The organism is Paraburkholderia sp. (assembly GCF_026225065.1).
Lineage (GTDB): Bacteria > Pseudomonadota > Gammaproteobacteria > Burkholderiales > Burkholderiaceae > Paraburkholderia.
In genome coordinates this window covers 1-23,835 of record NZ_JAMFSB010000260.1, presented here as the reverse complement: position 1 = coordinate 23,835, position 23,835 = coordinate 1, and the positions used below count along the sequence as shown (strand labels likewise).

At 62.9% G+C, this 23,835-nt stretch carries 21 protein-coding genes; 10 read left to right on the top strand and 11 right to left on the bottom strand.

What is annotated here, in order from left to right:
• Nucleotides 1-50 precede the first annotated feature (50 nt).
• Together hemDX and M0954_RS18900 are read left to right on the top strand one after the other, a co-directional pair.
• Complete coding sequence (gene hemDX, locus M0954_RS18905) at nucleotides 51-2,000, top strand: fused uroporphyrinogen-III synthase HemD/membrane protein HemX (protein WP_297354868.1); 1,950 nt, start codon at nucleotides 51-53, stop codon at nucleotides 1,998-2,000.
• A 2-nt stretch (nucleotides 2,001-2,002) separates the two neighbouring features.
• Entirely contained in the window at nucleotides 2,003-3,193 is a 1,191-nt protein-coding gene (locus tag M0954_RS18900; RefSeq protein ID WP_297354867.1) for a heme biosynthesis protein HemY, read from the top strand.
• A 43-nt stretch (nucleotides 3,194-3,236) separates the two neighbouring features.
• Here M0954_RS18900 and M0954_RS18895 read toward each other — a convergent pair whose 3' ends face one another.
• Both M0954_RS18895 and M0954_RS18890 read right to left on the bottom strand, forming a co-directional pair.
• The gene (locus M0954_RS18895) at nucleotides 3,237-3,995 is read right to left on the bottom strand and encodes an SDR family oxidoreductase (RefSeq protein ID WP_123384566.1); all 759 of its coding nucleotides are present in this window, start codon (nucleotides 3,993-3,995) and stop codon (nucleotides 3,237-3,239) included.
• A gap of 105 nt (nucleotides 3,996-4,100) precedes the next feature.
• Nucleotides 4,101-5,540 carry an aldehyde dehydrogenase family protein gene (locus tag M0954_RS18890; RefSeq protein ID WP_297354865.1) on the bottom strand — a complete coding sequence of 480 codons (1,440 nt, stop codon included), beginning with the start codon at nucleotides 5,538-5,540 and terminating at the stop codon, nucleotides 4,101-4,103.
• Nucleotides 5,541-5,812: 272 nt separating this feature from the next.
• Here M0954_RS18890 and ppa point away from each other — a divergent pair, with 272 nt between their 5' ends.
• On the top strand, nucleotides 5,813-6,340 hold the full coding sequence (gene ppa, locus M0954_RS18885; protein WP_122153939.1) for an inorganic diphosphatase: 528 nt from the start codon (nucleotides 5,813-5,815) through the stop codon (nucleotides 6,338-6,340).
• Between the two features lie 155 nt (nucleotides 6,341-6,495).
• On the opposite strand, the gene M0954_RS18880 is transcribed toward ppa, so the two are convergent.
• Together M0954_RS18880 and M0954_RS18875 are read right to left on the bottom strand one after the other, a co-directional pair.
• Nucleotides 6,496-6,810, bottom strand: coding sequence for a GIY-YIG nuclease family protein (locus tag M0954_RS18880; RefSeq protein WP_122153940.1), 315 nt, complete (start codon nucleotides 6,808-6,810; stop codon nucleotides 6,496-6,498).
• A gap of 9 nt (nucleotides 6,811-6,819) precedes the next feature.
• Nucleotides 6,820-7,989 (bottom strand): GNAT family N-acetyltransferase, encoded by a 1,170-nt coding sequence (locus M0954_RS18875; RefSeq protein ID WP_297354864.1) that lies wholly within the window; start codon nucleotides 7,987-7,989, stop codon nucleotides 6,820-6,822.
• A gap of 167 nt (nucleotides 7,990-8,156) precedes the next feature.
• Between M0954_RS18875 and M0954_RS18870 the strand changes: the two genes are divergently transcribed.
• Together M0954_RS18870 and glnK are read left to right on the top strand one after the other, a co-directional pair.
• Nucleotides 8,157-9,845, top strand: a complete 1,689-nt coding sequence (locus M0954_RS18870) for an NAD+ synthase (protein ID WP_297354862.1) — start codon at nucleotides 8,157-8,159, stop codon at nucleotides 9,843-9,845.
• A gap of 144 nt (nucleotides 9,846-9,989) precedes the next feature.
• On the top strand, nucleotides 9,990-10,328 hold the full coding sequence (gene glnK / locus M0954_RS18865; RefSeq protein ID WP_122153943.1) for a P-II family nitrogen regulator: 339 nt from the start codon (nucleotides 9,990-9,992) through the stop codon (nucleotides 10,326-10,328).
• Between the two features lie 159 nt (nucleotides 10,329-10,487).
• On the opposite strand, the gene M0954_RS18860 is transcribed toward glnK, so the two are convergent.
• The 4 genes from M0954_RS18860 to M0954_RS18845 form a co-directional block, all read right to left on the bottom strand.
• On the bottom strand, nucleotides 10,488-11,633 hold the full coding sequence (locus M0954_RS18860; protein WP_122153944.1) for a porin: 1,146 nt from the start codon (nucleotides 11,631-11,633) through the stop codon (nucleotides 10,488-10,490).
• Nucleotides 11,634-12,200: 567 nt separating this feature from the next.
• On the bottom strand, nucleotides 12,201-12,980 hold the full coding sequence (locus tag M0954_RS18855) for an ABC transporter ATP-binding protein (protein WP_122153945.1): 780 nt from the start codon (nucleotides 12,978-12,980) through the stop codon (nucleotides 12,201-12,203).
• Nucleotides 12,981-12,996: 16 nt separating this feature from the next.
• On the bottom strand, nucleotides 12,997-13,710 hold the full coding sequence (locus M0954_RS18850) for an ABC transporter permease (RefSeq protein WP_297354860.1): 714 nt from the start codon (nucleotides 13,708-13,710) through the stop codon (nucleotides 12,997-12,999).
• Nucleotides 13,707-14,396: an ABC transporter permease gene (locus tag M0954_RS18845; RefSeq protein ID WP_297354858.1), complete on the bottom strand. Its 690-nt coding sequence runs from the start codon at nucleotides 14,394-14,396 to the stop codon at nucleotides 13,707-13,709. Before M0954_RS18845 ends, M0954_RS18850 begins: the two co-directional genes overlap by 4 nt.
• A 429-nt stretch (nucleotides 14,397-14,825) precedes the next feature.
• On the opposite strand from M0954_RS18845, the gene M0954_RS18840 reads away from it, so the two are divergent.
• Entirely contained in the window at nucleotides 14,826-15,536 is a 711-nt protein-coding gene (locus M0954_RS18840; RefSeq protein WP_297354855.1) for a pirin family protein, read from the top strand.
• 189 nt (nucleotides 15,537-15,725) lie between these two features.
• Here M0954_RS18840 and M0954_RS18835 read toward each other — a convergent pair whose 3' ends face one another.
• Nucleotides 15,726-16,280 carry a periplasmic heavy metal sensor gene (locus M0954_RS18835; RefSeq protein WP_123384562.1) on the bottom strand — a complete coding sequence of 185 codons (555 nt, stop codon included), beginning with the start codon at nucleotides 16,278-16,280 and terminating at the stop codon, nucleotides 15,726-15,728.
• Nucleotides 16,281-16,502: 222 nt separating this feature from the next.
• Between M0954_RS18835 and M0954_RS18830 the strand changes: the two genes are divergently transcribed.
• Together M0954_RS18830 and M0954_RS18825 are read left to right on the top strand one after the other, a co-directional pair.
• Nucleotides 16,503-17,228 carry a response regulator gene (locus tag M0954_RS18830; protein WP_074265463.1) on the top strand — a complete coding sequence of 242 codons (726 nt, stop codon included), beginning with the start codon at nucleotides 16,503-16,505 and terminating at the stop codon, nucleotides 17,226-17,228.
• Nucleotides 17,212-18,528, top strand: a complete 1,317-nt coding sequence (locus M0954_RS18825; RefSeq protein WP_133891210.1) for an ATP-binding protein — start codon at nucleotides 17,212-17,214, stop codon at nucleotides 18,526-18,528. Before M0954_RS18830 ends, M0954_RS18825 begins: the two co-directional genes overlap by 17 nt.
• Before the next feature lie 98 nt (nucleotides 18,529-18,626).
• On the opposite strand, the gene M0954_RS18820 is transcribed toward M0954_RS18825, so the two are convergent.
• A complete protein-coding gene (locus M0954_RS18820) occupies nucleotides 18,627-18,893 on the bottom strand; it encodes a hypothetical protein (RefSeq protein WP_122153951.1) in 267 nt (88 codons plus the stop codon).
• Nucleotides 18,894-18,995: 102 nt separating this feature from the next.
• Complete coding sequence (locus M0954_RS18815) at nucleotides 18,996-20,672, bottom strand: diguanylate cyclase (RefSeq protein ID WP_297354853.1); 1,677 nt, start codon at nucleotides 20,670-20,672, stop codon at nucleotides 18,996-18,998.
• A 708-nt stretch (nucleotides 20,673-21,380) separates the two neighbouring features.
• Here M0954_RS18815 and M0954_RS18810 point away from each other — a divergent pair.
• Nucleotides 21,381-23,132 carry an ABC transporter permease subunit gene (locus M0954_RS18810; protein WP_297354851.1) on the top strand — a complete coding sequence of 584 codons (1,752 nt, stop codon included), beginning with the start codon at nucleotides 21,381-21,383 and terminating at the stop codon, nucleotides 23,130-23,132.
• 23 nt (nucleotides 23,133-23,155) lie between these two features.
• Nucleotides 23,156-23,835: ABC transporter ATP-binding protein (locus M0954_RS18805; RefSeq protein WP_297354849.1), on the top strand; the 680-nt coding region annotated here is incomplete at its 3' end.

The window sequence follows — 23,835 nt, the reverse complement described above, 5'->3', positions numbered from 1 at the left end:
CAGGCGTCAACTCCTCCCCCAACTCGTCTGGCAAGACGCGGTATACGGTTGTGATCACGCGCCCCGCAGGGCAGTCGGCTGCGCTCGCGGCGCAACTGGAGGCGGCCGGCATCGCCACGCTCGACTTTCCGCTGATCGAGATCGTGCCAGTCGAAGACGTGGCGCCGTTGCAGGCGGCATTAGTCGCGCTCGAGCGCTATGCGCTGGTGGTGTTCGTCTCGCCCAACGCCGTCGATTACGCGTTCGCGGAGTTCGATTCGATCTGGCCGCACGCGCTGCCAGTCGGTGTCGTGGGGCCCGGCAGCGTCGCGGCGCTGGCGCGCCACGGCGTCGAAGCACCGGCGTACCGCGTGATCAGCCCAGCGGCCGCGGCGGATGACGACGTGGCGCGCTTCGATTCGGAGGCGCTCTTCGCGGCCATCGACGCTTCGTTCGGTGCGGCCTCGCTGGAAGGCAAGCGGGTGCTGATCGTGCGTGGCGATGGCGGTCGCGAATGGCTGGCCGATCGTCTGCGCGAGGGTGGTGTCGAAGTGGAAACCGTCGCTGCTTACCGGCGGCTGGTGCCGGAGCCGTCCATCGGCGCCTGGAGCCGGGTGCATGAGCTGCTCGCGGGCGAACCGCATGCCTGGCTCATCACCAGTTCCGAAGGCGTGCGCAATCTCGACGAACTCGCGCACGAGCACCTGAACGCTGGCGAAATCGCTCAACTGAAGCGCGCCACGCTCGTCACACCCCACCCACGCATCGCGCAGACCGCGCGGGGACTGGGTTTTGATAGCATTACGGTGTCCGGTGCGGGCGATGAGCGCATTGCCCAAACCTTGCTTTTAGCCGTACCTCCCGTTGTTCAACCGGTACCGACCAACCCGGCTCACTCACGCATGACTGAATCGAACGCTCCCACGAACGCCTCTCCCCAGCCGGCTGCGACCGCTGCATTGCCGCCCAATCCCCCCTTCACGCCCTACGAAGCGCAGCAGCCGCGCCGCAGCGTGGGCGGACCGCTGCTGTGGCTGGTCATCGTGATCATTGTCTGTGCAGCGGTTGCGGGCGGCATTGTGCTCAATCGGAAGCTCATCCGGCTCGATCAGCAACTGACGCAACGCCAGCAGGCCAACGATGCGCAAACTGCTGCACTGAGCGTGAAGACGGACCAGGCCGTATCGACCGTGCACGAGATCGATTCGCAGATGTCGCAGCTCGAGGGCAAGCTGACCGATGCGCAGCAGGCCGAGCAGGCACTGCAACAGCAGTACGCGGACCTCGCGCGCAATCGCGACGACTGGACGCTCGCCGAAGTGGGGCAGATGCTGTCGGCCGCGAGCCAGCAGTTGCAACTGACGGGTAACACGCAACTGGCGCTGTTCGCACTGCAAAGTGCCGACACACGACTCGCGGCTTCTGACGGCGCGCAGGTCATGGCGGTGCGCAAGGCGATCGCCGAGGACATCGACAAGCTGAAGTCCGCGCCGTCGACCGATCTCACGGGTCTCGCCATCAAGCTCGACAACGCGATCGACCAGGTCGACACGTTGCCGCTCGACGGCGAGGAGCTGACCGCTCACACCGTACCGCAGGCCACTGCGCCCGCCGATACCGCGAAGGTCGCGGCAGCTACCGGCGAGCCGCGCTGGAAGGTTTGGTGGCAGGAGTTCTCGGCCGGTGTCGCCCAGCAGTTGACAAGCCTTGTGCAAGTGCGCCGCATCGATAATGCGGACGCGATGCTGGTCACGCCGGATCAAGGCTACTTCCTGCGCGAGAATCTGAAACTGCGCCTGCTGTCGGCGCGCCTTGCGTTGCTCTCGCGTAACCAGACCACGCTGAAGTCCGATCTGCACGCCGCTGATGCGGCGCTCGCGCGCTACTTCGACAACGCGTCCAAACGCACGCAAACCGTGCGCGGGCTGGTGAAGGAGGTGGACGACGGCTCGGCGGCGGTGGAAGTGCCGAATCTGAATACGAGCCTGCAGGCCGTCAACCAGTACCGGAGCCGGAGTTAATCATGGCGATCCGGGGACTTATCTGGCTGGCGTTGCTGTTCGTCATTGCGGTCGCGCTGGCGACGGTCGGGCGTTTCGATACAGGGCAGGTGCTGCTCGTCTATCCGCCGTACCGCGTGGACGTGTCGCTGAACCTGTTCGTGGTAGCGCTGGTGGTGCTGTTCATCCTCGTGTATGCGTTGCTGCGCATCGTGCGCAACATCTGGCGCATGCCACAGCGCGTGGCTGCTTACCGGGCCCGCTCGCGCGTGGCGAAGGCGCATGCGGCGCTGCGCGATGCGATCGGCAATCTGTACGCGGGACGTTTCTCGCGCGCTGAAAAAGCGGCGCGCGACGCGCTCGCCAACGGCGACAACAAGGGTGCGGCGGGCCTCGTCGCGGCCACGGCGGCGCACCGCATGCGCGAATACGCGCGGCGCGACGAATGGCTTTCGCAGATCGACGAGGCCGACTGGCAAGATGCCCGTCTGATGGCGACTGCCGATATGCGTGCGGACGGCCGCGATGCGGACGGTGCGCTGACCGCGCTGACGGAGATGCAGTCGCAAGGCGCGCGGCGGATTCATGCGCAGCAGATCATGTTGCGTGCGCAGCAGCAGTTGAAGAACTGGAGTGAAGTGCTCAAGCTCGTCAAGACGCTGGAAAAGCGCGAGGCGATTCACCCGGCCGTGGCGGCGCGTTTGCGCCAGCTCGCGGCGGAGAATCTGCTGCGCGACCGGCGTCACAATGCCGATGCGCTGCTGGAGTTGTGGCATTCGCTCTCGCCGACCGAGCGGCATTCACCGCGCCTGGCCGATCTCGCCGCTGAACTGCTGGTGACGCTCAACCGGCCGCAGGACGCGCGCAAGATTGTCGAGGAAGCACTGGCGCAGAACTGGGACGCACGCCTGTTGCGCCGTTATCCGGATACGGCAGGTGGCGATGCGTTGCCGCTGATCCAGAAGGCCGAAGCGTGGCAGAAGGAGCGTCCGGAGGATGCCGATCTGATGTTCACGCTGGGCCGCTTGTGTTTGCACCAGCAACTGTGGGGCAAGGCGCAGTCGTTCCTCGAGACGGCGCTCAAGCTGGCCGATAACGAAACCTTGAAGATCCGTTCGCATCGTGCACTCGCACGCCTGCACGAGCAGCTTGGCGACGCTGACAAGGCGAGCCAGCATTATCGGGAAAGCGCGCTCGCGATGAACGTGGTTTGAACCTGCGGTGGGCGCTGACCTGTTCAGGTCGCGCCCCGGTCATCTACACACAACGCCCGCCGTCCACTTCCAGGCACGTCCCGGTGATGAACTCCGCTTCATCCGATGCCAGATAGAGACAGGCATTGGCGATGTCTTGCGGTGTCGAGAGGCGGCCGAGCGGAATTCCAGCCAGGAAGCGCTTGCGATTCTCGGGCGTGTCTTCGACGCCCATGAACTCGGATAGCAGGCCGGTTTCGCCCATCACCGGATTCACGCAGTTCACACGGATACGGTCCGGTCCCAGTTCGACGGCGAGCGACTTGCTGGCGATGATCACCGCGCCCTTGCTCCCGTTGTACCAGACGAGTCCCGGCCGGGGCCGCACGCCCGCCGTCGAGGCGATGTTGATGAACACGCCACCGCCTTGCTCGCGGAAGTACGGCACGAACGCCTGCACGCTCCAGAAGATGCTCTTCACATTGACTGCATAGACGTGGTCGAACTCGGCCTCGCTCACATCGAGGATGGGCTTGTTGCGATGGGTGGTGCCCGCATTGTTGACGACCACCTGGACGCTGCCGAAGTCTTCTAGCGCGGCTTCGCGCAGACGGGTCCAGTCGTCGCTGCGGGTGACGTCGCCGGCCACCGCAATGGCCTTACCGCCTGCCAGCGCGATTTCGCTCGCGACGCGCTCCGCCGTTGCGCCGTTCAGATCGTTCACCACTACGTTCGCGCCTTCGCGGGCGTAGGTCTTTGCAATGCCCTCGCCGAAACCCGAGCCGCCACCCGTGACGATGGCCGTTTTACCTCTCAAGCGCATGATGTCTCCGTTGTCGTTGCTGATGCGTTCCGTGCTGCTACTTGCGTTAGTGCGTTCGGTGCGTCCCTGCGTCAGTGCGTCAGTGCGGTAAAGCCTGCGGCTTGGCTAGCCGTGGCGGATCGCGACGGTCTTCAGCACCGTAAAGCCGTACAGCGCTTCAAACCCTTTTTCGCGGCCATGTCCCGAATGCTTGACGCCGCCAAACGGCAATTCGACGCCGCCTCCCGCGCCATAGTTGTTGATAAACACCTGGCCTGAGCGCACACGCCTCGCGAGCCGTAACTGGCGCGCGCCGTCACGCGTCCAGATGCCGGCGACGAGTCCATACGGCGTGCCGTTCGCCAGTGCCACGGCTTCGTCTTCGTCGGTAAAGGCCATCGCGGCCAGCACGGGTCCGAACACTTCCTCGCGTGCCAGACGATGGGCTGGAGGCACGTCGCGCAGCAGGGTTGGTGCCTGATAGAAGCCGGTTTCCGGCGCCTCGTGGATCACTTCGCCATGTGCTGCCATCGCAATACCGTCGTGCTGCGCATCGTCGAGAAAATCCCATACGCGCCGCTGTTGCTTCGCGCTGATGAGTGGCCCACAGTCCAGGTCGGCATGCGACGGCCCGACCCGCAGCGCGTTGAACGCCGTGGCGAGCTTATCAAGCAACGGCTCGTAAATTGCCCGCTCGATCAGCACGCGGCTGCCCGCCGAACAGGTCTGTCCGGCGTTCTGCACGATCGCGGACACCAGCACGGGGACTGCGGCGTCGAGATCGGCATCGGCGAACACGATTTGCGGTGACTTGCCGCCCAGTTCCAATGTGACGGACACGTGATTTTCTGCTGCCATCTGCGTGACGGCCTTGCCGGTCTGCGGCGAGCCGGTGAACGAAATGTGGTCGATCCCGGCATGGCGCGCGAGCGCGGCGCCCGCTTCGTGCCCATAGCCCGTGACGATATTCAGCGCGCCGGCCGGCAAGCCGGCCTCGGCAGCGAGCTCTGCAACGCGCAACACGGACAGGCAAGCGTCCTCGGCAGGCTTGACGACGCACGCGTTACCTGTCGCGAGCGCCGCGCCGACGCTGCGGCCGAAGATCTGCATCGGGTAATTCCACGGCACGATGTGGCCGGTCACGCCGTGCGGTTCGCGCACCGTGAAGACGGTGTAGCCGTTCTGATAGGGAAGCGTCTCGCCGTGCAGCTTGTCGGCAGCGCCCGCGTAAAACTCGAAGTAGCGGGCCAGTGCTGTCGCGTCTGCGCGCGCCTGGCGCAACGGCTTGCCGGTGTCGCGCGCTTCGAGTTGCGCGAGTTCTTCGTGGTGCGCGGCCACCAGCATGGATAGCCGGTACAGCAGCCGGCCACGCTCGGCTGCGCTGGCGGCGCCCCATGCGCCATCGAAGGCTTTGCGCGCTGCGTGCACGGCGGCATCGATATCCGCGGCGTTGCCTCGGGCCAACTGCGCGAACGGCTGTCCGTCCGAGGGATCGAGCACCGGAATCGTCTCGCCACTGGCTGGGGCGACCCATTCGCTGCCGATGAAGTGTCTGGCTTCTTCCATGCATGCTCCTGGCTGAAAAGGCTTGGAACGGCTTCTGGGCGCGCCCGTGGCCGCGATTGCGGTCAGCGTTGCAATCACGACGCAAGCGCAGTTTCGTCTGCGTCCGGAAGCGCGGTTTGAACGATTATCGCGCCGATCGTCACGGAGGTGCCATCGGCCGATTGGCTATAATGGCGTATTCCGCACTTCCGGTCCGCTGTGCCGCGCCTGACCTGGGTCAGACGCCGCATCGCGCACTGTGTTCCGAATTTCATCCTGTTCAGAGAGCGCTCATGAGCTTCAATCACGTACCCGCGGGCAAAGACCTTCCGCAAGATTTCAACGTCATCATCGAAATCCCGGCGCAAAGCGATCCGGTGAAGTACGAGGCAGACAAGGATCTGGGCCTGCTCGTCGTCGACCGTTTCATCAGCACGGGCATGCGCTATCCGGCTAACTACGGCTTCATTCCGCAGACGCTGTCGGGCGACGGCGACCCGGTCGACGTGCTGGTGATCACGCCGTTCCCGCTGCTGGCCGGCTCGGTCGTACGTGCTCGCGCGCTCGGCATGCTGCAGATGACGGACGAATCGGGCGTCGACGCCAAGCTGATCGCCGTGCCGCACGACAAGGTCTGCCCGATGACGGCGACCCTGAAGTCGCTTGACGACGTGCCGTCGTACCTGAAAGACCAGATCAAGCATTTCTTCGAGCAATACAAGGCGCTCGAGAAGGGCAAGTGGGTGAAGGTCGAAGGCTGGGCGGATGTCGACGCCGCTCACAAGGAAATCACGGAAGGCGTGGCGAACTACAAGAAGTAAGTTGGTTCGCGCTTCCTGCTGTTGATAAACCGCGTTGACCCGCAAGGGCGGCGCGGTTTTTTCATGGGGACGCGGTTGCGGTCAGCCGGCGTAAGGGACGATTCTGGCTCGCAAGGGCAGGCGTGCGCGTAAGCCGCTCGTATGCGTCACCCACACTACACGTTATCCGCCTCGTCAGCCTCGACCTCGGCTTGAACAGGCACCGGCACCACCGATTCCAGCGTCCGGGCTCCCGCGGCCAACGCGCGTTTCTCGACCGCCGTCAGCCGCTTGACAAAATACTCGGCGCGCGACGCGCTGGACCGATCCGCCAATTCAAACGACGCCAGCACGTGCAGCGGTTTGCGCGAGCGCGTATAGCGCGCCCCAGTGCCGCTCACATGCTTGTCGAAGCGCGCCTGCACGTCGATGGCGATGCCGGTATAGACGCTACCGTCCGCGCATTCGATCAGATAAAGAAACCACGGCATGGCGATACGCTAGCTCTTGAACGGGTTGTGATCACGTAACTCGTCGACGTACGCGTGAATGCTGTTTGTCTCGTTGTCGAGAAAACGCGCCACGGCATCGGAGAAGGCCGGATGGGCGAGCCAGTGCGTCGAGCGCGTGACGGTAGGCAGGAACCCGCGTGCCATCTTGTGCTCGCCTTGCGCGCCGCCTTCGAATACCGCGAGTTTCTCTTCGATACAAAACTCGAGTGGCTGATAGTAAGCGGTCTCGAAGTGCAGACACGGCACATGTTCGAGCGCGCCCCAATAGCGGCCATACAGCGTGCCACCAGTCTTTTCGTCGCGCTGATACACCACGAGCGAACTGGCGATCGGCTTGCCATCGTATTCCGCGATCACCAGCAGCAGGTTCTCCGGCATCGTCGCGCCAATCGTGCGGAAAAACTCGAGATTCAGATACGGACTCGAAAAGTGCTCGCGGTAAGTCTGCCGGTAGCACTTGGAGAAAAACCGCCAGTCGGCGTCCGTAGCGTCTTCGCCGCGCACACGACGCATCGTGATGCCCGCTTCACGCACCTTGCGTCGTTCTGCGCGAATGTTCTTGCGCTTCTTCTGCTCGAGCGTCGAGAGGAATTCCTCGAAGTCGCGGTAGCCGTTGTTGAGCCAGTGAAACTGCACGCCTTCGCGCTGCATCATGCCGATCCCGGTCAGCGCTTCGGCTTCGGCGGCGGTAGGAAACAGCACGTGCAGCGACGACACGTCCGCCTGTTCGGCAAACGCCATCAGCGTGGCCGCCAGATGGCGCAGCGCGTTCGCATCCACGGACAGCAGCCGGCTGCCCTGCACGGGCGTAAAAGGCACAGCGCACAGGAGCTTCGGATAGTAATCGAGGCCGTTACGCTTGTAGGCGTCGGCCCATGCCCAATCGAACACGTACTCGCCGTACGAGTGCCCCTTCAGATACACGGGCGCTGCGGCCGCGAGCCGTCCTGTGCGCGGGTCGGTCAGCGTGACGAACTGCGTACCCCACCCGGTCTCGTCCGCTGCAGAGCGGCTCGTATGCAGCGCGCTCAGGAACTCATGCCGCAGAAACGGCGTGGGTTGTGCCTGCTGGGCGAGGAGGGCGTTCCACTCGGCGGCGTCTACCTCGGAGGGCGAGGCCAGAATGCCCGTGCGATAATCAAAGCGTTGCTGGTTCAATCTGTTTGACTGTTCCTGATCTGAGCGATCCTCCGCGTCTGGCGGAGCATCGTTCGTTTGTCCGTGTTGGTACGTGTTGTTTGGTACGTTTTTGCGACTTTGTCTGTTTCGTCGAGCCACCTGGCCGATGCAACCGGCAAGCTACGCGGCTTGCCCCCGATCCTGCCATGAAGACCCGAATCGCTCTTGCTCAACTCAATGTCACCGTCGGCGACTTCGCCGGCAACGTCGCGAAAGTCGTCGCCGCGGCGCGCGAAGCGCACAACGATGGTGCGAAACTGCTCGTCGCTCCCGAACTTGCACTTTCCGGCTACCCACCCGAAGACCTGCTGCTGCGCCCGGCCTTCTATGCCGCCAGTGCCGCCGCGCTCGCCCATCTTGCTGAACAACTGAAGCCGTTCGCCGGCCTGCACGTCGTGGTCGGTCATCCGCACCGCGACGCCGCGCACGGCCATGGTAAAGCAAACGCGCCAATCGAGCGCGGCGTGCCGCCAGTCGACACCTTCAATGCGGCGTCGCTGATCGTCGACGGCAAGGTGGTCGGCACTTACCTGAAGCAGGAACTGCCCAACAGCGAGGTGTTCGACGAGAAGCGCTACTTCGCCGCCGACCCTCGGCCGCTCGTGTTCGAGCTCGACGGCGTCAAATACGGCGTGGTGATCTGCGAAGACGTCTGGCATGCACCGGCGGCCCAGCAGGCCAAAGCGGCGGGTGCCCAGGTACTGCTGATTCCGAACGGCTCGCCGTATCACCTCAACAAGGAGGCGGTGCGGGTCGACATCCTGCGGGCGCGCATCCGCGAGACCGGCTTGCCGATGGTCTACGTGAATATGGTCGGCGCGCAGGACGAACTGGTGTTCGACGGCGGCTCGTTCGTGCTCGACGGTAACGGCGATATGGTCGCGAAGATGGCGCAGTTCGAGGAAGGCAACGCGATCGTCGAATTCGACGGTGCGCGCCCCGTGCCCACCACGGTTGCGCCGGAACTGTCGCTGGAAGCGCAGGTGTATGCCGCGCTCGTGATGGGTGTGCGTGACTACATCAACAAGAACGGCTTTCCGGGGGCGCTCATCGGCCTGTCGGGCGGCGTGGATTCGGCGCTGGTGCTGGCCGTGGCCTGCGACGCGCTCGGCGCCGAGCGCGTGCGCGCCGTGATGATGCCGTCGCGCTACACGGCGGACATCTCCACGACGGACGCTGCCGAGATGGCGCGCCGGGTCGGCGTGCGCTACGACGAGATCGCGATTGCGCCAATGTTCGACGCGTTCCGCACGTCGCTCGCGGACGAGTTCGCTGGCCGCGCGGAAGACGCTACCGAGGAAAATATCCAGGCGCGGATTCGCGGCACGCTGCTGATGGCGTTGTCGAACAAGTTCGGCTCGATCGTACTGACCACCGGCAACAAGAGCGAGATGGCGGTGGGCTATTGCACGCTGTACGGAGACATGGCCGGCGGTTTCGCGGTCATCAAGGACATTGCCAAGACACTGGTCTACCGTCTGTGTCATTACCGCAACGCGGCCACCACATTTCCCAGGCAGGACGTCATCCCGGAGCGGATCCTGACGCGCGCGCCCTCAGCCGAGTTGCGCGAGAACCAGACCGACCAGGACAGCCTGCCGCCGTATGAAGTGCTCGACGCCATCATGCGCATGTATATGGAGGAAGACCGCTCGCTGGCCGAGATCATCGCGGCCGGCTATGCGGTGGATGACGTGAAGCGGGTCACGCGCCTAATCAAGATCAACGAATACAAGCGCCGCCAGGCGCCGATCGGCATTCGCGTGACGCACCGCGCGTTCGGCCGCGACTGGCGCTATCCGATCACGTCCCACTATACCGAACCGGTGGAATGAACGAAGCCCGGCGCCGCGGCCCGCATCGAAGCGAGGACGCGGCACGCGCAGGAATGGCCGCAAGCCATCCGGCGCGGCGTAGAATCGGAGCTATCGATTTCCTTTCACCTTAACGAACTATTCCCTCAAGAGACGAGGCACGCCATGAAGCGCATCACTGCAGTCATCAAACCGTTCAAGCTCGACGAAGTCCGCGAAGCGCTTGCCGAAGTCGGCCTCACCGGCCTGACGGTGAGCGAAGTCAAAGGCTTCGGACGCCAGAAGGGTCACACGGAACTGTATCGCGGCGCCGAATACGTGGTCGACTTTCTGCCCAAAGTGAAGATCGAAGTAGTGGTGGCGAACGACCAGTGCGATCAGGTGATCGACGCGATCATCGGTGCGGCGCGCACCGGCAAGATCGGTGACGGCAAGATTTTCGTGGCCGAGGTGGAGCGGGTCATCCGCATTCGCACCGGCGAGGAAAACGAAGCGGCAGTCTGAGGCAAGTCAGCCGTTCAGGACACATACGTGCAGCGGTCGGAGAACCGCTCGCACCAATAAAAAACGGTGCGATACCCTTTCGGACATCGCACCGATACGCGCCTCTCGCAGCAGCGTGAAAAAGATTCTAAGACTAGATCTCGGAGTTACATCGTTCGATTAGAACGAGTGTTGAATACCTGCATAAACACCGTTCTGGGCATGTCCCGGAGTCGGGTTTTCGTTGTACGAAACCGTGCTACCCGAACCGCTGTCGCCACCAGCACCTGCTGCGTTGGCATCGAGACCGAAGTTAGCCGTCTTGCTGTTACGCACGGTAGCGATCTGGATGTCGAGCAACGTACGCTTGGACAGGTTGTACGAACCACCAATCGTGTAGATGTTCGCGTTGCCTGCACCGTTGTTCGCGTTGACGTGATACACGGCTGCGATAAGCGCTGCTGCCGGCGTAGCTTGCCACGTGATGCCGCCCCATTCCTGGTCGGTCGTCGTCGGCGTGCCGATAGGTACACCGCTCTCGCCCGAAGTACGTGCGCCCTGGTACACAGCCTGAATCTTGAACTGGCCGAGGAACACGTTGACGCCGGCGAAGTACTCGCGGCCGTAGTTGAACGGACCGTTCGGAGCGCCTGCGGTCGGATCGCCAAGGCTACCGTTGATGTTATTACGGATTTCGTCGTACAGGCCGCGAACCTGGAACAGCGAGTTCGTGTAGGTCACCTGCAGACCGTCTTCACGACCTTGTGCCGAACCGTTGCCGCCGTTGAAGGACGTCGAGTTCGAGAAGGCGTATTGGCCGTACACGTCAAAGCCGTAGAACTTCGGCGACTGGTACGAAATGTTGTTGCTCGACTGCGGCCAGTTGCGGCCACGCACCAGCGACGCCGACGACCAGTTCGATTGACCGAACGGGTCGAAGTCCCACACGCCATTGGAGATGAACAGTTCACGACCCAGGAGGAAGGTACCGAACTGATCGTTCGCTACACCGACTGTCGCCCAGCGATTCCAGATCGAGCCAGCGGATCCGAGTGAGCCGGTCGCAGTGCTGAACGAGCCTTCCAACTGGAACAGTACCTTGTTGCCGCCACCGATGTCTTCAACGCCCTTCATACCCCACAGGCTCGTACCCCAGTCGCCGCTCTCAACGCGGAAACGCGAGGTGGAACCCGTGTAATTGGCATTCGGAAGGCCGCTGATGTATTCGACACCCGCGTCCAGACGACCGTACAGCGTGACGCTGCTTTGTGCGTGAGCAACTACACCGGCCGACATCAACGCCGCGGCGAGTAATGCTTTCTTCATCTTCTCCTCCATACCCTGTCAAAAGAAAAACCCAGTACTGCGATGGTGTCCGGACGCCATGGGCGCCGAACAGAAATCCGTACCAGGGAGACGGTTCGGGTCGAGCGGGTGAACTGTGATGACGATGTAGCCTGGGGCTTTCTTTGCGTCATACCGATCCCTCGTCGACCGGATCTCCTCTGCGTTTTGAAGTGAAACTACTTTTAATCAACTTTGTTTTGGTACTTTGGTTACTAATTTATCAAAAATACACTTCGATGGGAGAAGAAATTGGTCCCAGGGCGCTTTGGTGTCTCCAAATTGCAATAGTGGTGTGCTCGAGCACTCGTCAAGGCATCTCAAAAACAGCCCCCAACCCTTGTCTGACAAGGGAATCACGGTTCGTTTGAGGCAGCGTTAAGGATTGCCACTATTGACGGTGTAAAGCAGTGGGAGTAGGGCAAAAAACGGGATGTTGGTGCGATATTTGGGACGTTTGACGTCGCAAAAGGGGGTGCGGAAATGAAAAAAGGCGCCTTTCGTAGGCGACTTGTAATACTACACAAACTACAAAAGCTGTCTTAGGCGCTATTTGAGGCTGCCCGAAAGGAATTGCCTGAGCCGTTCACTCTTCGTGTTCCTGAATACTTCGTCCGGATGGCCTTCTTCCTCGACGCGGCCTTGATGCAAGAACATCACATGGTTCGACACGTTGCGGGCGAACGCCATCTCGTGGGTGACAACGATCATCGTGCGGCCTTCTTCGGCGAGCGTCTGCATGACCTTCAGCACTTCGCCGACGAGTTCCGGGTCGAGCGCGGAGGTCGGCTCGTCGAATAGCATTACGTCGGGATGCATGGCCAGCGCCCGCGCGATCGCAACACGCTGCTGCTGGCCGCCGGAGAGATGCGACGGATACTGTTTTTCCAGCCGCGGCGCGAGACCCACCTTCTCAAGATATTGACGGGCGCGGTCCTCGGCTTCGCGGCGCGGCAGTCCCAGCACGCGGATGGGCGCTTCGACGATATTCTCCAGCACGCTCATGTGCGCCCACAGGTTGAAGTGCTGGAACACCATGGAGAGCCGGGTGCGCACGCGCTGCAACTGTTTGGGATCCGAGACCTTCAGCGCGCCGTTCTTGTCCTTCTGGGTACGGACTTCTTCGCCGTCGACAAAGATGCGCCCGGCATTGGGCTGTTCGAGAAAGTTAATACAGCGCAGCATCGTGCTCTTGCCCGAACCGGACGAGCCGATCACGCTGATCACGTCGCCGGCATTGGCGCGCAGCGTGACGCCTTTGAGCACTTCGTTGTCGCCGTACTGTTTGTGCAGCTCGTCGACGAAGAGCTTTTGCTTCTTTGTATTCATCGGGGTCCTTGACGGCTTACTTGCCTTGCGGCCGCAAATAAGCGAGCCAGTGGCGCTCGGCGCGGCGGAACAGCCACACGAGCGTGAAAGAGATAGCCAGATAGAGCAGGGCGGCGAGGCCGAACGCGTTGAACGACTGATAGGTCGCCGAGTTCACGTCGCGGGCGATCTTGAGGATGTCCGGCACGGTGGCGGTGAAGGCGACCGTGGTGGCGTGCAGCATCAGGATCACTTCGTTGCTGTAGTACGGCAGCGCGCGGCGCAGCGCCGACGGCAGGATCACTCGCCGGTACAGCGTGAACGGCGACATGCCGTAAGCGCGAGCGGCTTCGATCTCGCCATACGGAGTGGCCTTGATGGCGCCCGCGAAGATTTCGGTGGTGTACGCGCAGGTGTTCAGCGTGAAGGCGAGCAGCGTGCAATGCATGCCGTCGCGGAAGAACGCGTTGGTCAGCGCGTGGTCGCGGACCACTTCGAGGCTGTAAAGGCCGGTGTAGCAGAGCAGCAACTGCACGTAGAGCGGCGTGCCGCGAAAGATGTATGTATACAGCCACACGAGGCGGGAAAGCCATTTCTTCTTCGACACCCGCGCGACCGCCAGCGGAATCGACAGGCAGAAGCCAAGACCGATCGACACCACCAGCAGCCACAGCGTAATGACGAGTCCGGTGAAGCGGTAGCCGTCGCTGTAGAGGTAGTTGCGCCAGTATTCCTGAATGATCTCGATCATAGGTCCGCCTTCCGTACGCCGGTCGAGTAGCGTTTTTCGAGGTACATCAGCACGAAGTTGGAGACCGTGGTGATGACGAGGTAGATAGCCCCGGCAAGCAGGGTAAAGAAGAAGAACCGCAGCGTGCCCTTGCCCGCATCCTGCGAAGCCTTCACGACGTCGGCCAGGCCGATGATCGAAACCAGCGCGGTGGCTTTCACCATCACCTGCCAGTTATTGCCGATGCCCGGCAGCGCAAAGCGCATCATCTGCGGGAACATGATGCGGGAAAACACCTGCCAGCCGCTCATGCCGTAGGCGACACCCGCTTCGAGCTGGCCGCGTGGCACGGCGAGGAAGGCGCCGCGGAAGGTTTCGGTGAAGTACGCGCCGTAGATGAAGCCGAGCACGGCGACGCCGGCCACGAACGGGTCGATGTCGATCTGGTCCCAGCCGAGCACGTCGGTCAGGTTGTTCAGCCAGATCTGCAGGCTATAGAACAGCAGCAGCATCAGGACGAGATCCGGCACACCGCGCACGAGAGTCGTGTAAAGCGTGCCCACACTGGATGAGACGCGGTTTTTCGACAGTTTGGCCGCCGCGCCGAGCAGGCCCAGCACGAAGGCGAACGTCAGCGACAGCACCGCCAGCTTGACAGTCTGCCAGGTGCCGTTGAGAAGCAACGGGCCATAGCCTTGAAGGGACATATAAGGTCCTTGACGATGCGTATGAGGCGCACCGCGAAAGACGCGGCTTGTCTGCGCCGCGTGAGGTCTGGGTTTCGACTGTTGTACGAAGCGGGCGGCATTTTCCGTCGGGCGGTATTCCGCTGGGCGGCATTCCCGTCGGGTATCGCCCCGTCGCGCGGCAGGCCCATGCGGCGTACTGGCCGTCGCTATTCTAGGCGGTCAAAATTCTCGTGCCGGATCCGTTTTGACGGCCCGCACGGCGATGTCCGCCCGAAAAGCGCGGTATTTTACCCGAACAGACGCCCCACGCGAGTTCAACGCCCGCATGCCTCACAGCGCGCGCAGATTGCCTGTATTTATGAAACGATCCGGTGCACCCTTACGGGTTGTGCCGGATGCTGTGTGCCCATACATTCTGTGCATCGCAACGCATTGACCAGGAAACCCATGATCAAGATCCGCCGCTCCGAAGCACGAGGCCACGCCAACCACGGTTGGCTCGACTCTTACCATAGCTTCTCGTTTGCCGACTACTACGATCCGGACCACATGCACTTCGGACCGCTACGCGTGATCAACGAAGACCGTATTGCGGGCGGTCAGGGTTTTGGCACCCATGGACATCGCGACATGGAGATCGTCACCTATGTGCTCGAGGGCGCGCTGGCCCATCGCGACAGCATGGGCAACGGTTCGACGATCCGTCACGGCGACGTGCAGCGGATGAGCGCCGGCACGGGTGTGAAGCATAGTGAGTTCAACGCGTCGCAGGACGAGCAGGCGCATCTGCTGCAGATCTGGATCTTGCCGCAGCGCGCCGGCGATCAACCGGGCTACGAGGAAAAGCGCTTCGACGACGCCGACAAGCGTGGTCGTCTGCGGATCGTTGCCTCGCCGGATGGACGCGACGGCTCGGTGACGATTCACTCGGATGCGTCGATTTACGCGGCCTTGATCGATGGAGCCGAGCAGGCTGCCCTTTCGCTGCCGGCTGGGCGGCGTGCCTATGTGCATGTGGCGCGCGGTGCGCTGACCGTGAATGGCGAAGCACTCGCTGCGGGCGATGCCGCCATGATCGTCGACGCGGAAACGGTCACGCTCGAACAGGGCCGGGACGCGGAGGTGCTGCTGTTCGATCTCGGCTCGTTGGACGCTTAAGTGAGGGGGCGCGTTCAGATGGCTAAAGACGCCTGACGACGCGGGCACGGGCACGGCGTGAGGCCAGGAGTCCCTCAGTTCTCCTGAACCCGGCGCAAGAAAAGAAACGCCACGGAATTTCGTTCCGTGGCGTTTCTGTTTGCACGACGCAGGGACAGCGCCGCCATCCCTGCCAGCAGCTACGTCTTGTTAGTTAGCAGCCGGTGCCGACGCTGCACCCTTGTCATGGTGCCAATGCTGGTGCATCTTGTCATGACGGGCTTCCATCTTGGCCCAGTGCGCCTTGATGTCCGTGCTGACGATGGTCTTCTGCTTGTCGTCAAGGCCGTTGTAGAAGGTCAGCCAAGCTGCCGAGGTCTGCTCGTGTGCCTGGTGGCGCTGCTCTTCGGCCTTTTCGCGCAGGTCATGCAGGGCGTTCAGATCAAGGATGGGCTGCGACTTCAACGCTTCCATCTGATCGTGCAACTGCTTGTGGGCAGCACGCCCTGCTTCGCGGTTCTGCTTCATCGTGTCGAGAGCAGCCTGCCATTGCTTTTCCTGATCCGGGCTCAGGTTAAGCTGGCTATGCAGCTTGTTCAGTTCCTGCATGAACTGGCCATGGCGGTGGTGCCAGCCTCCCGGACCTCCGGGCGCGCCCTGACCATCAGTTTGAGCGGCGTAGACTGAACCTAGACCGACTGAGCCGAGACCGATAGCAAGCGATGCTGCGGCGACGGCGACGAAGCGTGACATTTTTGTGGACATGAGTGGCTCCTTGTAATGGAATAGCCGACGATGCAAACACGGCAACACAGGACGGGATGCATTCGGTAAGACACAGCGTAAAGACCCGCAGAGCGCGCTGTGTTACCTGAGCGCGTGTCGCTATTACGCGACATTACGTGCGCCTTTCGTCGTAACACCCGGTAACCCTTTGGGGGCTGTCCGGCCCAGTAACCTCAACTGCTGCGCGTTAAACTTCATCCCATGGCTACTCAAATACTTGTTGTCGACGACGACCTCGAACTCCGCGATCTGCTGCGCGACTATCTGGCTCGCCAGGGCATCGAAGTTTCGGTGCTCCACGATGCCGGCTCGCTCGAGCGGCGGCTCGAACGCGAGCGCCCGGATCTGATCGTGCTCGACCTGATGATGCCGGGTGTGGACGGCCTGACGGCGCTACGTAAACTGCGCGCTGCCGGTGACGACATCCCGGTGATCATGTTGACCGCGCGCGCCGACGACGTAGACCGGATCGTCGGTCTCGAGCTGGGCGCGGACGACTACCTCGGCAAACCGTTCAATCCGCGCGAGTTGCTGGCGCGCGTGCAGGCTGTGCTGCGGCGTCGTCGTACGCTGCCGTCGGCGGCCGCACCTGAGCAGCGCGAACCGTTCACGTTCGGCCGCTTCACGCTGGATTTCCAGTCGCGCACGCTGAATCTGGAAGACAAGCCGCTCACGTTGTCGGGCAGCGAGTTCGCCCTCCTAAAGATTTTTGTTAATCATCCTATGCGTACGCTCACCCGCGAACGCCTGCTCGAGTTGCTCCATGGTCCCGAATACGACGGCACCGACCGCGGCATCGACGTCCAGGTCTGGCGTCTGCGACGCATCCTTGAAACTGATCCGTCCACGCCGCGCTTCATTCAGACCGTTCGCGGCCGCGGTTACGTGTTCGTGCCTGATGGCGAACAGCATGCGCCGGCCCATTGACTCACTGTTCGGACGGCTGGCGTTGCTGGTCGTTGTGGTACTGCTGCTATCGCATTTCGCGGGCTATGCGCTGTTTCGCCTCGAGCGCAGTCAGTTTCAGAATCGCTATGCCGTAGAAGAGGCTACCTTCCTCGTCGACGCTGTGCGTCAGCACGTCGCCCATACGCCTGATCAGCCGCTGCCTTCGCGCGTGCGCCTCGTCGATCCAGCGTCCAGCGCCGTGCCGGCGGTGCAGCAGGACGACGGCTCGCCGCTTAACCACTTCCTCGACGACGTGCGTGACCGCATGCCGCCGGGCACCCTGGTGCGCCTTGGGGAGCCTGGCAAGCCGCCCACGCTGTGGGTGCGCCAGGCGAGCGACCGCGACTGGATCGTCGTGCCGGTGCAGCCGCTACGGCCACCGCGTTCGGTCGACCGGATGGTGTTGTGGCTAACTATCATCTTCACGTTTGCCGTCATGGCGGCGCTCTTTGCCGCGTGGCAGTTGCAGCAGCCGTTGCGCTCGCTCGCCAGTGCGGTCGCGCGCTTCGGCCGCGGCCAGCCGGTGCCGCCGGTGCCCGAGCGCGGGCCGCGCGAGTTGCGCCAGTTGACCCATGGCTTTAACCAGATGGTCCAGGAAGTGGCGCGTACGGAGAACGACCGCGCGGTGATGCTCGCGGGTGTCGCGCACGATCTGAAGACGCCGCTCGCGCGGTTGCGCCTGCGCGCCGAAATGATGGACGAGGCGAAGGTACGCGACGGCGTAGTACGCGACGTCGATTCGATGACACATATCGTCGAGCAGTTTCTGGTGTTCGCACACGATGGCGCCGACCGCAGTGAGACGGTCGAAGTGGATGCGCAATGCGAGCGCGTGGTGCGCAGCTACCGGGCGGTTGCCAACAGCGCGGCCGCGGTGCTGACCGATCTGAAGGCGGGCCCGGGCTTCCTGCTGCCGGCCGCCACGCTCGACCGCGTTCTGTCGAACCTGCTCGACAACGCCCATGCGTACGGCCAGCCGCCGATTATCGTGTCTACAGCGCGTACGTCGTCGGGCTACACGCTGGCTGTGCAGGACAACGGCGAGGGCATTGCCGCGCAGGATCTGATGAACGCGAGCCGTCCGTTCGTGCGGCTCGATCCGGCACGCGGCGGCAACGGCCATAGCGGGCTAGGGCTTGCGATCGTCGAACGTTTGGTGCGGCGCGCGGGCGGAGAATGGGAAATCGGCAACCATGGCGGGCGCGGCCTGCGCGTCTTGATGACGTTCTCGTTTGAGTCCGTGCCGCGCATGGCTGCAGCCTCGGAGAGCGCCTGGTAGAACCGGCCGGGCAGTGTTGGCCTGGTCGCTGCTGCGTCCAGGCCTTCGGGCCTTCCGTCTTTCAGTCCCGCACCGACGTCCTCTCTTCCTCCGAAGTCTTACTCCGAAAACAGCGTATTCAGCGCGGCGGCCGCGTCGCTGTCCACCGTATTCCACGTGACGGTCTCTGCCTCGAAGATGTAGTGAGTCGTGTACTTGCCGAGGCGCGTGAGAATTTCTTCCTGGATCAGCTCCGGGGCGACATCGAGCTTCAGATACCACGTCGTCGACGACAGGCGCGTCTGAAAGGCGCCGTACTCGGACAACAGATGGTCGAACGCGTCAGCATCGTGATCGCGGCAAACGATGACCAGATTTCCCTTCATGCATCTCTCCTGGTAGAGCGGTGACGACAAGCTTCGTATGAAGGTTGATCATACCTGCTTACCTGCGGAGTGTCGGCGCTCGCAACGCTGCGCCGTATCGATTCACCAGGCGGTCGCGGCGGTACGCGCCGGCGGCGCGGTGTCGTCTGGCGGGAGCGCTTCGGTGCGATCGCGGCCGCTGGTTTTGGCGGCGTAGAGGGCGAGGTCGGCACGGCTCATGATCCGCTCGGGCAGATCTTCGCGCGACAACTCGGTGATGCCGATACTGACGCTCAGGCCGGCCGATGGCGGCAGCTTGGTCGACGGCACGGCCTTGAGCCGGGTGCGCAGCCGTTCGACGACCTCGCGGCCGCCCTCGAGGGCGGTGGCCGGCAACAGGATGCCAAATTCCTCGCCGCCCAGCCGGCCGATCGCGTCGTTAGTGCGTAGTTCGGCGCGGCATGTATCGACGAAGTGTTCGAGCGCGCGGTCGCCGGCAGCGTGGCCGAAGCGGTCGTTGATCTGCTTGAAGTGGTCGAGGTCGGCGATCGCCATGCACAGCGCGTCGCCGTTCGCCTGCGCGCGTTCTATTTCGCGGCGCAGCAGGTCGAGGAAATAGCGGCGCGACAAGGCGCCCGTGAGCGCATCGTGGCGAGCCTCGGCGGACAGCAGCGTGTTGGCCGATTGCAACTGTTCGGCGAGGTCGCGCGTCGCCCGGTGGTGGCGGCGCTCGCGCACGTAGGACACAGTAATTACCCACGCCAGTGCCGCGGTGCCCGCGAGCGTGAGAAAGACCAGCAGCCGGTCGCGCTTATGGTTGCGCAGCAGTTCGGGCCAGGCCGCGAGCGGATCGACCAGATGTGCGGAGAGTCCCGAATTGAGGCCGCTGCGCGATTCGTACAGCGCCGGCATAGGCCGGTCGGTGATGACGAACAGTTGTGTGGCGATCGCGGCGGGCACCCACGGCGCCTCCTCGCGCACCTGCCGCATGTCCGCCTCGATCTGGACGTTCGGAAATTCGACGCGGCGATAGACGTTCTGGCGATCGGCGACGCTCATCTGCCTGATGTGCCCATCCGGCAGCACGTGGCCTTCCAGCGCGCTGTTGTGGGCCATGATGATCACGCCGTTTTCGTCCGCCACGAACGTGCCCGCGTGGGCGACCCAGTGGCGCAAGCGCCCGATCCCGACCTTGGCGATCACCGCGCCGACCAGCACGCCGTCGTCGTAGGCCGGGGCAGCGATGAAAATGCCGGGTTCGCCGCTCGACCTGCCGACGCCATAGGCTTCGCCGAACGCACCCAGCAGCGCGTTGGACAGATAGTTGCGGGTGCGCATGTCGATGCCGACAAAGCCGCGCGATTGCTCATTGCTCGACGCGACGCACACGCCGTTGGCGTTGACGAGCCAGATCGAGTCGAGTCCCGAGAAACCTTGAGCGTCGTGCAGGAAGCCGCTGACGGTCGACAATTCCGGCACTTTGAGCAAGGCATTGCGCAGTGCGGATTCCGGCACGGCGGTATTCACGGCATAAGCTTGCGAGTGGGCGAGGGCCTGCTGGACTACATTGAGTTCCGCCATCGTGGCCGGAATGGCGCGAGCCATGGAGAGGTCGCTGGCGATGACCTCCGCCATGTTGTCGACGATCGACGAGGACATTTGCCTTTGCGCGCGCAGGGCGGCGTCGAGCTCCTGCTGAACCATGCGGTCCGCGATCATGCCCGACACGAGCCAGCACACCAGTACGACCAGCGCGAAGCTGACCGGCCCGACTGCATGGCGCAAGGATTTCCTGTTCATCGACTCTCGGATCCGTCTGACTTTTATATGCAACAAGGTCAATCGTTGCAGCGCGCCGGCGCTGAGTCGTTGCTGGAGTGGCAGCATGTAGGCCGCGGCGATCCGGGACGGTTCGGTTGAAGCCCTCGGTATCCGTCCGTCACAGTCGCTTTGTTTCGATTTTAACCGCCAGACGGCGCAGCGCCATCCGTTATTGCGATTCGGCGTGTGTCATCAGGTTGTTAACGGCTGTAAGGGGGCCTTTCTGAACGGGGCTGCGGGTTTTCCAGATGTGGCCTAGTCGGGTCCGCTGGTATCCGGACACCGGTTTTGCGGGTCGGGCAAGCGGCCAGAGGCCCGGCGCGCAACTGATTTGCCCCGAAAGGTTGTGCCTGAAACACAGGTTGTAGTAGTGTCGTGCCGTCCAAAACAAGGAAAGCTCGCCAGCCTCAGGGCGGCGCCTGTCGTGACAGGCAGCCGGAGCGGCCCTCCAGGGTGGTTTGACGGGGGGAGCCGCCTCCGGCCGCCGCCGGTCAATCTCTCTCCGACGCTAACGATTACCTCGCATATGCTTGTTGCCATGCCTGATTTCCGCTTTCCGGATCGATCTTCCGGCCTTCGCGCCAGGTTTGCCGTGCGGCCGGCAAGCCTCGTCTATTCCGTCGTCCCGGCGCCGCTCGATGCGGTCTGTCTCCACGTAGCGTATGTAAACAGGAAAGGTGCTGCCTGATGGACTTCAGTTTCGATCTGAAACGCACCGCCAATGCTTCCGCCTGGCGCTTGCTGCCCAACGGCTGGGACTTCGTCGCTTTTCCGCTGATCATCTGTGTGATCGCCTCCGTGGCGATCGGCTTTCACCAGACGCTCGCGCCGATGTCGACGCTCAAGACCCAGGTGATCTCGCTCGACCCGTCGAGCTTGCCCGAATACGCGCTGCGCACCACGCTGCGCATGCTGGCGGCGATGGTGGCCTCGCTGACGTTCACGCTGATCTATGGCACGCTCGCCGCCAAGAGTCGCCGTGCCGGTCTCGTGCTGGTGCCGATTCTCGACATCCTGCAGTCGGTGCCGGTGCTGGGCTACATTTCGTTTACGGTTACCTTCTTTCTCGCACTGGTCCCGGGCCGCGTGCTGGGCGCGGAGCTCGCGGCGATCTTCGCGATCTTCACGAGCCAGGCCTGGAACATGACGTTCAGCTTCTATCAGTCGCTGCGCACGGTGCCGCGCGATCTGGACGAAGTCTCGCGCGGTTTTCACCTGACCGGCTGGCAGCGCTTCTGGAAGCTTGAAGTACCGTTCTCGATGCCAGGCCTCATCTGGAACATGATGATGTCGATGTCGGGCGGCTGGTTTTTCGTGGTGGCCTCCGAAGCGATCACGGTGGGCAACAACACGATCACGCTGCCGGGGATCGGCGCCTATCTGGCGCAGGCGATCTCAGACAAGAACATGCATGCGATCGGCTGGGTCATCCTGACGATGACGGTCGTGATTCTCGCCTATGACCAGTTTCTGTTCCGCCCGCTCGTCGCGTGGGCCGACAAGTTCCGCATGGAGAACACCAGCTCCGGCAACGCGCCGGAGTCCTGGCTGCTCGACCTCGTGCGCCGCACCCGTCTGATTCACCGCCTGCTGGTGCCGATCGGCTGGATCTTCGCCAACGCGGCTCGCGTGCCGATGCGCCTGCCGTCGTTCGCTGGCGTCCGCTTCCCGATACCGCAGCGTCAGAAGTCGTCGCGCGTGGGCGATCTCGTTTGGGGCGTCCTCGTGATTCTCCTGACGGTGTACGTCGTCTTTCGTGTCGTGACCTATGTACGCACCGGTGTGACGCTCGATGAAGTGGGCCATGTACTCGTGCTCGGTCTGATCACGCTGCTGCGCGTGGTGCTGCTGATCGCCATCTCGTCGGTGATCTGGGTACCGCTTGGCGTGCTGATCGGGCTGCGTCCGGCACTGGCCGAGAAGATCCAGCCGCTCGCGCAGTTTCTCGCCGCGTTCCCGGCCAACCTGCTGTTCCCGGTGTTCGTGATCGTGATCGTGCGCTTCCATCTGAACCCGGATATCTGGCTCTCGCCGCTGATCGTGCTGGGCACTCAGTGGTATATCCTGTTCAACGTGATCGCGGGCGCCAGCTCGTATCCGAATGACTATAAGGAGGCGGCTGCCAACTTCGGTATCCGCGGCTGGCAGTGGTGGCGCAAGGCGATACTGCCGGGCATTTTCCCGTACTACGTGACTGGGGCGATTACCGCCTCGGGCGGCGCGTGGAATGCGAGCATCGTGGCCGAGTACGTGCAGTGGGGCGATACCAAGGTGGTGGCCCACGGGCTGGGTTCGTATATCGCGCAGACCACCGCCGCCGGTGACTTCCCCAAAATCATTCTCGGCATTGCCGTGATGTCCCTGTTTGTGACTTTGTTTAACCGCCTGCTGTGGCGTCCGATGTACGCCTACGCCGAATCCAAGCTTCGGCTCGATTGACAGGAAATTAAAGGCAAACCGCGATGCAAAATCCTAAAGCTGCCGTTACCGCTACGCCGGTCCAGACGCCACCCTCGCCGCCGCGCCTGGGTGCGGAGATTCTGGCCGTCAAGGACGTGTCCAGAGGCTTCAACAAGAATCAAGGCGAGCTGCTGGTGCTCGACGACGTGAACCTGTCGCTGCGCGAAGGCGAGATCGTCGGCATGCTGGGCCGCTCGGGCTCAGGCAAGTCGACGCTGCTGCGTATCATCGCCGGCCTGATCGAGCCGACCGGCGGCAAGGTGGACTACCTCGGCAAGCCGCTCGACGGTCCCGCCAAGGGCGTGGCGATGGTGTTCCAGACCTTCGCGCTGTTCCCCTGGTTGACCGTTCTGCAAAACGTGGAAGCCGGCCTCGAAGCACAGGGCGTCGGTGCTCGCGAGCGCCGCGAACGTGCGCTGGCGGCTATCGACCTGATTGGTCTGGACGGCTTTGAAAATGCCTATCCGCGCGAGCTGTCGGGCGGCATGCGGCAGCGCGTGGGCTTCGCCCGGGCGCTGGTGGTAGACCCGACGCTGCTGCTGATGGACGAGCCGTTCTCCGCGCTCGACGTGCTGACCGCCGAAACGTTGCGTACCGACCTGCTGGATCTGTGGACGCAGGGCCGTATGACGATCAAGTCGGTGCTGATCGTCACGCACAACATCGAAGAAGCGGTGTTCAT